This window comes from Candidatus Vicinibacter proximus (assembly GCA_016713905.1).
In the GTDB taxonomy this organism is placed as follows: domain Bacteria; phylum Bacteroidota; class Bacteroidia; order Chitinophagales; family Saprospiraceae; genus Vicinibacter; species Vicinibacter proximus.
Window position 1 is genome coordinate 85694 of the sequence record JADJOE010000003.1, and the last position, 10506, is coordinate 96199.

General features: G+C 34.2%; 8 protein-coding genes. All 8 read left to right on the plus strand.

Annotated features, from left to right (window positions below; genetic code table 11):
- Positions 1–815: 815 nt before the first annotated feature.
- The 8 genes from IPJ83_09005 (at position 816) to IPJ83_09040 (ending at position 10492) form a co-directional block, all read left to right on the plus strand.
- Positions 816–1172: a heavy-metal-associated domain-containing protein gene (locus IPJ83_09005; GenBank protein MBK7880674.1), complete on the plus strand. Its 357-nt coding sequence runs from the start codon at positions 816–818 to the stop codon at positions 1170–1172.
- Positions 1173–2018: 846 nt separating this feature from the next.
- Positions 2019–3464 carry a multicopper oxidase domain-containing protein gene (locus IPJ83_09010; GenBank protein ID MBK7880675.1) on the plus strand — a complete coding sequence of 482 codons (1446 nt, stop codon included), beginning with the start codon at positions 2019–2021 and terminating at the stop codon, positions 3462–3464.
- Between the two features lie 53 nt (positions 3465–3517).
- Positions 3518–3871 (plus strand): hypothetical protein, encoded by a 354-nt coding sequence (locus IPJ83_09015; GenBank protein ID MBK7880676.1) that lies wholly within the window; start codon positions 3518–3520, stop codon positions 3869–3871.
- Between the two features lie 696 nt (positions 3872–4567).
- Positions 4568–5236 carry a class I SAM-dependent methyltransferase gene (locus tag IPJ83_09020; GenBank protein ID MBK7880677.1) on the plus strand — a complete coding sequence of 223 codons (669 nt, stop codon included), beginning with the start codon at positions 4568–4570 and terminating at the stop codon, positions 5234–5236.
- 68 nt (positions 5237–5304) lie between these two features.
- Positions 5305–7263, plus strand: a complete 1959-nt coding sequence (locus IPJ83_09025; protein MBK7880678.1) for a DUF1929 domain-containing protein — start codon at positions 5305–5307, stop codon at positions 7261–7263.
- An 85-nt stretch (positions 7264–7348) separates the two neighbouring features.
- On the plus strand, positions 7349–9394 hold the full coding sequence (locus IPJ83_09030) for a T9SS type A sorting domain-containing protein (protein ID MBK7880679.1): 2046 nt from the start codon (positions 7349–7351) through the stop codon (positions 9392–9394).
- 2 nt (positions 9395–9396) lie between these two features.
- On the plus strand, positions 9397–10212 hold the full coding sequence (locus IPJ83_09035) for a T9SS type A sorting domain-containing protein (protein MBK7880680.1): 816 nt from the start codon (positions 9397–9399) through the stop codon (positions 10210–10212).
- Between the two features lie 31 nt (positions 10213–10243).
- Positions 10244–10492, plus strand: coding sequence for a hypothetical protein (locus IPJ83_09040; GenBank protein MBK7880681.1), 249 nt, complete (start codon positions 10244–10246; stop codon positions 10490–10492).
- Positions 10493–10506: the final 14 nt, after the last annotated feature.

Genomic DNA, 10506 nt, shown 5'->3' on the forward strand with positions numbered 1-10506 from the left:
ACTTGGCTTTTAATCTGCTACTTTCATCCGTAGGAATATTAGGCTTTGAGCATATTTGTCAAAAAAAGGGAACATCTGTAGCTTTTATTTTTAATTCCCAAAGTTGTTGTTCCAAGAAAATACAATCAGTCTGTTGTGTAACGGATTGCACTCAAGGAAAGGCACTTCCTGAATGCTCCTTTAAAAAGAAGCCATGTTGTGAAGATAGAACACTCTTCAATAAACTTAAAGAAAATGCAATAACTCTAGCAAAGGTCAACTTATGTAAAGTTAAAATTCTTATTTTTAACGTTTCTGAAAGGCCCAATCCGCATAGAAATAGCTATATCGAATTAAAAATAAAAACTTTCAAATTTTATCTCCTTAATTCACTATTTCTCCCCTTGTCTGATCTAAGAGTCCTGTATATGTCTTTTCTTTGTTAGACTCTCTTATTCAACTGTGTCTGCTGATTTTTATATTGTTTACAATTTATTGTTGTATTGTATCACAATAAATTGGCGTAAACGCCTAATTGTACCTCTACCTTTTTTAAGTATTGTTTTATAAGTTTAAATGATAGGTTTATCAATAATGATATTATCATGGTTTTAAACTTAAAAAGTTAACTGACTTAATTAAGATTCAGATAAAGGCTACTTAAGATTGATGGTATATACAGCTTATCTGACCTAAAAAAGACAGGTAGAAAATTAGTATTGAATACTAAATAAACATTACTATAACTAGTGGTATAAGTTAAGATATGACTTCTACTGCTTAGATTTTTCTAACGTTAATAAGAGTTAATATTTCACTTTTAAAAATTAATCTAAATGAATATTGTAATTAAAAGTATAATAGTAGTTTTCTTCACACTATTTACTACTCAAATAGGTACTGCGCAAATTGAAAATTTTCAAATATTATTGTTCAAAGTTCACGGCAATTGTGGCATGTGCAAAAAGACTATTGAAAAAGCAGGAAATGTAAAAGGGGTCTCCAAAACTGAGTGGAATGTTGAAACTAAAGTGGCAACAATAACCATTGACACTACCAAAATTAGTTTTGGTGAAATTTTACAACGGATCGCAAATGCAGGTTATGACAATGATAAATTCCGGGCACCAGACGCTATTTATGGAAAACTTCCTGCTTGTTGCCAATATCCCAGGTTGTCAAAAAATGAATGAATTTGTTTGAAAATATTCATGGGTATACTATACATTTTACCTTTATTTTTCCTGTTGCAGATTGATGTATTACTTACAAATTTAATTGCCATTTTTCTCTTACAATTAAAATTAATACAAATTGAATTTTTGTGTTCATTATGTAAATTGGGAAGAGGAAAGATCCTTAGAAGTAAAGTTTCTTGCCATTTTTTCTTACCAATAAGTAGCGGAAAATTAATTGAGACATTAGGCGCTCAGGGAAATTGAATAGGAAGAAAAATGGTGAATGTGGAAAATACATCTAAATCAGTTACTGGAATGATTTATAGAGCAAGCATTGTAATTGGAGATGCAACACTCCAATGGTATTTTGAAATGTTTAAAAGACAGACCACTTATATGAAAATTGGATTGCCAAGATATCAATTATCACATTTGTATCTTCTTACTTTTTTGATAGTATTTAAGTCAGAATGTTTACTATTACTCAAACCTTCAATTAACAAGTCATGCGAGAGGTTATAAATCTAATTAATGCCGACGACAAAATATTTCGTCAAAGTAATGGTATTTCGATTCGTACTAACATAAAACATGTAAATATTGATCTTAATGAAGTCTTAAATTGTTTTTCACTAATGATTGATCAAAAGCAAACATTTATTTGGTCTGAAAGGCTTAAATCTCTTTTAACATATCTTTTTTTATTATTACCCATAAAATTCTGGAATTATTAAATTGTTCACCTGGTATAATTGCATAAGGAATGTAGACACTGAAATTGCAAAGGATAGATATCTGGCAGACATGCTACGTTTGATCTAAATAAAATATATTAATGAAAATTTTATAAATAAATCTATTATGAATAAATTAAAATTGCATGTAGTATTCAATTTAATATTAGCTGCAACATTATTGAGTTGTACTAAAATGAACGACTGCTGTCTTATATCAGCACGATTAGTCATTGAAAATTCATTATCATCACCTCTGGCTATTCCTATGGTAATGAATGCAACAAATGCTTCTTTTGCAGCGAAATCTAACATCGTGACTATTGGTGGGAACAAATTGAAAACCCTTTCTTATGGAAGTGGTGAAATATTAGGTCCGACCCTCACGATAAATCAAGGGGAAGAATTGAATATTGCATTTGAAAATCAGTTAACAGAGGCAACTAACATACATTGGCACGGTCTAGAGGTCCCTGCCGCGCAAGATGGATATCCTACCGATCTTATACAGGCAGGAAATTCATTTTCCTATAATTTTCGTATTACTAACAGGCCCGGTACATATTGGTATCATCCACACCCTGAAATGGCAACTGCAAGTCAGGCATATCAAGGATTAGCCGGTTTTTTTATTGTCACATCACCAGAAGAGCGAGCATTAAATTTACCTGGTGGAATCTATGACGTGCCATTAGTTATTCAAGATAAAAGATTGGCAGAAGGACTCAATTATAATCCTATTTCTGACGACCGGTCAATTGGTTTTTTTGGCGAATCAATTCTAGTCAATGGTACACCGAATCCAATGATGGAGGTAGAAACACAAACTTACAGACTCAGATTGTTAAATGGTTCTAATGCAAGAATATACAATTTTACTTTATCTAATGGGATGAAATTTAAGCTCATAGGAAGTGATGGCGGATTATTGGATGCTCCTGAGGAAGTATCAAATATCTTACTTTCACCCGGGGAGAGAGCAGAAGTACTAATAGGCTTTGGAAACTTGCCCATTGATTCTGAAATTTTTCTTGAGAGTGCAACTTTCGCAGGATCTGTTTCACAAGGTAGCCAAAGTTTTAAAATCATGAAATTTAAAATTACGAAAGTTGTTGACGACAATTTTATTGTTAAGCCATCATTAATGCAAATCCAAAAAATATCTGAATCATTGTCTGTTGCTTCCCGCAAATTTAATATTGGACACATGATGGCCCATGGTAATCATGGTGGGGTTAATCATCCGATAGATGGAAAGACTTTCAATCCAGGCCGAAGAGATGAGGTAGTCAAAAGTGGAAGTGTGGAAGTTTGGGAGTTTGACAATACAACAGGAACAGAAGTTCATCCGATGCATTTGCATGGACTTCAGTTTCAGGTTTTGAAAAGGACTGGAGGCAGAGGACAAATTCAGCCATGGGAGAAAGGATGGAAAGATACTGTGCTTGCCTTTCCAGGTGAAAAAGTAAGTATCATTATTCGTTTTCCTCAAAACAAGGGCAAATTTGTATTTCATTGCCATAATCTAGAACACTCTGATGCGGGAATGATGCTGAACTTTGAAATTCAATAACCATATTATTTTATATTTAAAATTATTTTAAAATGATTCAATTAAAATCTTTTATGTCGTTTCTTCTAATTGTCAGCTTGACTTTTACTTTCTGTAAAAAGGATGAGGAAACAGCCGTGGAAAATCTGACTGCAGAATGGAGCTCAACAGTAATTAAAATTGATGGAGTAGTGGCTCCATCGACAATTACAATTCTTTTGCATTTGCAGAGTACAAATCAGTATGAAATCTCTACAAATATTTCACCATTTACGCATCCTAAATCAGGTTCGTGGTCAGTGAATATAGCAGGTGACAAGTTGACCCTTGAGGGAAATGTCTGGACAATTCATCATCTTGATGGAAGCACAATGCGGATTTCGTCTGAGGTAGATGGTAGAGAAATCGAAATTGATTTTGCCAAATAATCAAGTTTTGCTGCCTAAAAAATTATTTTTTAGGCAGCAAATTAAATTGATAAATGCAACATTTTATAAGAAAAAATTAGATGAGCAAAAAAGAATTTTTAAAGAAAAGTGAAAATGTGAAATCTCATTGCTGCCAAATTGATATTTATATATTCTGTATTGATTCCATCTTAATTTTCAAAAATCTTAAAGGTGATACTTGTTGAATGATTACAGAAGCATTTATGTTTAAGAATATTAATATTAGAAATAAATAGTGTTGACTTTAAGTATTGAAAGGTCAGTCATGAATTCAAAAAGTGTACAAAACAAAGAAGGTAGTTAAGTAGAGTATAAATTTGATTGACTCAGAGCAAGTATGTAATATATAATAAAACTAGGTTCATAAAAATATCGGACTACAAAAGTGATAAAAGGTAAAATGAAGTGAATTTTAAACTAAAGACATAAGATAATGAATCGAAGCACCAAAAAAAATTGAAAAAATTGAGTTATCATTTAACATTGGAATTAAAGACTCAGAATAGATGCCAAGATTTGAAGCCAAATTCTGACGACACACTTTTTAATAATAATAATATAAATATTTTTAGAAATAGAAAAATTTGTATTATTGAAAATTATTTGATATCGTTTCTTTAAATTGATATTGATGATCCATTCCAACAATGGAGTTAAAATATATAGATCAAAAAAATGAAAAATAATAATAAAGTTCCATTTGTTCCTGCATTGGGTTATAGTTTTCTCAATTCATATTATGATTTAACTATAAAATTAACAATGCCGGAGAAAATATTCAGGACAAAACTAATTGAATATATTAATCCAATAGAGACTGACAATATTTTGGAGTTTGGATGCGGAACGGGTCAAAACTTAATTTATTTAAATTCTAAGGAACCGAAGGCCTTGGTATATGGTGTGGACATAGATTCTAATATTTTAAAAATTGCTGATTTAAAATTGCTAAAACTAAATATTTCAATACCATTGCTTTTATATGATGGAGTTAAATTACCATTTAGTGATAAATCCTTTGATAAAGTTTTTAGCTCTTTAGTTTTTCATCAGATAGATGCCGAAACTAAGATGCATTGTCTCAATGAATTGTATCGTGTACTAAAACCAAACGGCAAACTAGTCATTGGCGATTGGGGCATGCCAAAATCAAAATGGATGCGATTTTCATTTTTTGCAGTTCAATTATTGGATGGTTTCAAGACCACCAAAGATAATATAAACGGCTTAATGCCTCAATTCATTTCTGATGCTGGGTTCCAGAATGTTTCGGAAGTTGATTTCATCAATACAAACATTGGAACATACAGTTATTACTCAGCAGTTAAATCATCTAAACAATGAAAACATTTAATGCTTGTCTTACGATACCAGCTCAAAATTATTTAGCTCAGTAAAAAAAAATAAATTCAATGAAAATATTAATTCTGTTTTTTTCTCTTGCATTCACCTTTACAAGTACTTCTGTTAAGTCACAATTTTCAATAAGCGGAAATGTAACCTCTCAGTCGCTGTCCATTGTGAATGCACGTGTGACATTATTTAACACTGACACTTCATTTTTCAGAGAAGATAGAACCTTATCTTCAGGAAATTATCTTTTTTCAAATATCCCCACAGGTGCTTATACCCTCGGTGTTGCCAAACTAGATCATGAGTATTTTGATACGTTAATTTCACTGACCGCGTCGGTTGCAAATCTCCACATTACCTTATCCTCAGAATCAAATAAAGGGATGTGGGATGTAATTATGAACTCTCCAGAACGATTAGGTGGAACTGATTTAGGGATTTTGATGCCTAACGGAAACATTTATTATTGTCATGATACTGAAGACCCTTTCTATTTTGATCCAACGGCCAATGATACCATCTCAGTGGCAGGAGATACTGCTGTTCAAGGATGTGTTGGTCCAATATTATGCAATAATGGAGATTTATGGTTTTTTGGAGGAACTCTTCAAAATGTTTATGGACCTGGAACAAAGAAAGTCAAATCGTTTAACCCAAAGAATGCTAATTGGAAAATTCAAAAAAATATGTTTGATTATCGTTGGTATCCATCAGTTTCGCCTTTGCCTAATGGTAATATTTTAATTGCAGGTGGTGGAGGATTGAGTAATCCTTTACGTGTAAAAACATCTGAAGTTTACAATACACAAACAAGCACTTTTACACGCATAGATGATATTGCAATTGGAAATGAAGTTTCACCAATTCTGCCTTTACACAATGGCAAAACATTGATGACCCATCGCCCACCTCAGCTATTTGATCCAGTTACGAATGAATGGGATTTGGCAGGAGATTTTGTTCAAAGTAATCGCATGAGCAATGGTGATCATAGTGACCATGAGTTGGTTTTATTGTCAAACGGTAGTGTTTTGGCAATTGGATTCAAACCTTTCAATAACCCTCTCGGAACATTTGTTGAAATATATGATCCTTCATTAAATCAGTGGTCCTTGAAAAGCAGCATAAATCCGATTCGTTCACGTGCCAAAGCAGTAATTCTTCCTGATAAAAGAATTTTGGTGGCAAATGGTCAAAAGGAAGATGGCAGTAATCATACCCCTGTGAATCAATGGGGTTACATGAAACGAACTGATTTGTATAACTCAAATACAGATACTTGGAGGAATGTAGCAGATATGAATTATTTTCGTGAATATCATGCTATCATTACGTTGGTTCCAGATGGTAGATTAATTGCAGTGGGTGGCGAAGGACAGCCAGGTAATGAACCACCATTAAGCATTATTGAAGCATACAAACCTCCCTACTTGTTCAGAGGAGTACGTCCCGAAATTCATAACCTCAACAACACAGAATTTCCAAGAGGTGGCAAGATAAATTTTAATATTGCCAAAACTGACAGTATTACCGGTGTTCACTTGATGTCAAATGCAGTAAACACGCATTTTATGAATAGCAGCAGCAATCGATTTTTGGAACTTGCTTTTACGCAAAATGGCGGTAGCATTTCCGCATCTTTACCATCGGACAGTTTGTTGGTTCATGCCGGATTTTACATGCTCTTTGCTATGGTGGATGATATACCTTCTATGGCTAATATCATTCAGGTATTGGATAGCACCACCACAGTATTTACTGGTATGGAAGAGAATATAATTGAAAACACCTTAAGAATTTACCCCAATCCATTCGGTGAATTTATTTCAATTCAATCCACCATTCCGGTTGTAAAGGCAAAAATCACCAATATAACAGGAAGAGTGTTGCTGGCAATTGCTGCACAAAATATTCAACACATCAAAACTGAAAATTTAGACACCGGCTATTATTTATTGTCGGTGCAATTTGAAAACGGACAATCAACAACACGAAAAATAGTGAGGCATCAAAAATGAAATCAACATTTAATGCACGTAGAATTTTCAGAAAAATACTCCGATGGTTATTTTTAAAAAATTGCTGTCGCTAACCATTCAAGAAATGATAAAATTAATTACCTTATACTGCCTTTTTGCATCTGTCAACCTCATGGCACAGCAAATTCCCCCTTGTTGGTTTGATACCTACCAAAGGCAAAACCAAACCTTCATCCAATATGCCGAAAGCATTTTGCGTAATGCAATTAAATATCCTGTTAATCTAAATCGTACAGAAAACGCGATTAAATTAATTCCGGTGGTGGTTCATATTATTCATAACGGTGGAACAGAAAATATTTCCGACACTCAAGTTCAAAGTCAGATTGATGTATTGAATGAAGATTTCAAAAAATTGGCAGGAACTAACGGTGATGGAAATGGCGTTGACACCGAAATAGAATTTTGCCTCGCAAAAATGTCACCAGATGGAAATTGCACGAATGGTATTGTGCGGGTTCAATCCACTCTTACCAATCATCTTACCTATCAAAGAACCTTGCTTAAGCAATTAAGTTTTTGGGATAATACTCGTTACTTGAATATTTATGTGGTTAGATCCATAAATGGCGGCAGTGGAATTGCTGGCTACTCGTCTTTTCCGGGCGGTCCTGCAAGTGAAGATGGAATTGTTGTTCGCTACAATTACTTTGGAAGAACCGGAACCATAACAAACGGCACAAACGGCAGAACCACCACTCATGAAATTGCGCATTGGATGGGCTTGTATCACACTTTTAATAATGGTTGCGGCATCGACACTTGTACCGATGGCGATTATATATGTGATACACCACCTGCCGCAAATCCAAATTTTGGTTGCCCAATTGTAAACAGTTGCTCCAACGACTTTCCGGATGTAAACGACCAAATTGGTAACTACTGTGACTACTCCGATGATGGCTGCAAAAATATGTTTTCTGCCGGGCAAAAAGCAAAAATGGATGCAACCCTTAATACATTCAGAATGCAAATATGGAATTCTGCAAACATTACCTCAACCGGATGTGACTCCATTTTTAATCCGCCACCTACCTGTCCTCCTGTGGCTGATTTTACTACGCTCACTGAAAATATTTGTGTTGGTAGCAGCATTACATTTTACAATCGCTCACTGAATAATCCAACTGCATTTAACTGGAGCTTTCCGGGAGGAACACCTACTTCATCAACTGTTGCCAACCCTGTTGTTGTATATTCTTCGGCAGGTACTTATGATGTTAGTTTGATTGTTTCTGACGCCAAAGGTACCGATACATTGGTTTTGTTCAACTATGTCAATGTAACAACACCTTTAGTCGGATTGACATCATCATGGGGTGATGACTTTGAAAAAGGGATTTTCCCAAACAACGCATTAACCATTGACAATCCTGATGGAGGAATTTCCTGGGAGCGCACTACTGATGCATCTTTTGAAGGATTAGCATCTGCACGAATTCAAAATTTAATCAATACAAATTACGGTCAGTCTGATGCACTACAGCTTCCGCGTATTGATTGTACAACATTAGCTACACCAATAAAGCTTGGTTTCAAATGGGCGTATGCCCGTAGTGATGCTAATTATAGCGATGAACTCATTGTGCTTGTTTCCAGCGATTGTGGGACCACTTGGACGCAAAAATTTTACCGCACCGGAAATTCATTGGCATCAGGTCCTACCCAAAAAACTTTGTTTATTCCCACTAAATCTCAATGGAAGACTGCAAACATTGATCTTTCAAGTTACTCATCTTTCAGACATATTGACGTTAAAATTGTAAACGTGACCGATGGAGGAAATGCCCTTTACATCGATAGTTTAAAATTAGGTAATTTTGATTTTGGGACGCTCTCCAGTTCTATAATAGAAAGCAAAAAAATACCCAGTGTATTTATATTTCCAAATCCTGTAAATAATACCCTTATCGTAAGAATTGAAGATGACAAAGAGAAGAACTTTAGTGAAATTGAAATTGTTAATCTTCTCGGCAGTAAAATGTTACAATTTAGCAATCTTAACACATCTAATTTCTCAATTAATACAACTCAGCTTCCAACCGGTGTGTATATCCTTACTGCTAAATTTGGTAATAAATATTCTCAACTGAAATTTGTCAAAAAATGAATATGAAAAAATTAATCGTGATTATGTATTGTTGTATTGCTTTTATTATTTTTATTGCGAGTTCAACTTTAGTACAATCTCCCTGCGACAGCCCTTTAGTAGGTGGTCATACAGGAGCACCAGGAGAATACGGCTGTAATGGCTGTCATTCAGGAATCGTCAATACTGGCAAAGCAATTATTGATTTTAACATTGATGCAACCACCTATACTCCCGGACAAACCTATAAGGTTTTTGTCAGAATTCAGCATCCGAATTTTAATAAATCTGGTTTCTCGTGCCTTGCTTTAAAAAATACCAACAACACCACGATCGGTACATTTAATTTGATTGAGACTCAAAGAACGCGCATCTATTCAGATGGAAATAGAAATTACTTGAGTCATACACCTTGTGGGGCTGACAGTTTAGACAGTAATAGTTGGACTTTTAGTTGGACTGCGCCAAATACATATGTGGATACTATTACATTGTATATTGGCGCGTTAGTTGCCAATCATAATCACGCTACATCAGGCGATTTTAGCTATACGCGAAAACTTGTTCTGCCTTATCAGGCCGTAAATACTTTATCTGAAAATAGTAAATTTAAAGTGGGTATATTTCCAAATCCAATGTCAGATAAGCTTATTGTACAACCTACAGAAACAAATTCTACTTGCGATTTTCACATTATCACCCTTACTGGAAAATTAGTAATGAAGAAGAATAATTTTTCAGGAGGGGCGATTGATGTTTCACATTTATCGACTGGTACCTATTTAATTTATGTAAATTCTGGTAACAAATCTTTTTCATTTAAATTTATAAAACAATAGTCAATTATTTTAAACTTTAAAAACATATAATATGAAAAATCAAATGATTGCAATCGCAACAATTTTGTTAACAACTATTTTCATTGCTTCTTGCGGTAGTAAAGGATCTGAAAGCAAAAATCCTACAACCGAACAAACCGCCAACGCCATGTATCAATGTCCCATGAAATGCGAGGGTGAAAAAGTGTATGACAAAACTGGTCAATGCCCTGTATGCAACATGGAGTTGGAAAAAGTTGTAGGAAACCATGATCATCACAAACACGACAGTCTAAACTAAAATCACTAATTGGT

Excerpts from the sequence above, each read along its gene's own strand:
- IPJ83_09030 (MBK7880679.1), top strand. The coding sequence starts at position 7,349 with ATGATAAAATTAATTACCTTATACTGCCTTTTTGCATCTGTCAACCTC.
- IPJ83_09025 (MBK7880678.1), top strand. The coding sequence starts at position 5,305 with ATGAAAATATTAATTCTGTTTTTTTCTCTTGCATTCACCTTTACAAGT.
- IPJ83_09005 (MBK7880674.1), top strand. The coding sequence starts at position 816 with ATGAATATTGTAATTAAAAGTATAATAGTAGTTTTCTTCACACTATTT.
- IPJ83_09040 (MBK7880681.1), top strand. The coding sequence starts at position 10,244 with ATGAAAAATCAAATGATTGCAATCGCAACAATTTTGTTAACAACTATT.
- IPJ83_09020 (MBK7880677.1), top strand. The coding sequence starts at position 4,568 with ATGAAAAATAATAATAAAGTTCCATTTGTTCCTGCATTGGGTTATAGT.
- IPJ83_09015 (MBK7880676.1), top strand. The coding sequence starts at position 3,518 with ATGTCGTTTCTTCTAATTGTCAGCTTGACTTTTACTTTCTGTAAAAAG.
- IPJ83_09010 (MBK7880675.1), top strand. The coding sequence starts at position 2,019 with ATGAATAAATTAAAATTGCATGTAGTATTCAATTTAATATTAGCTGCA.
- IPJ83_09035 (MBK7880680.1), top strand. The coding sequence starts at position 9,397 with ATGAAAAAATTAATCGTGATTATGTATTGTTGTATTGCTTTTATTATT.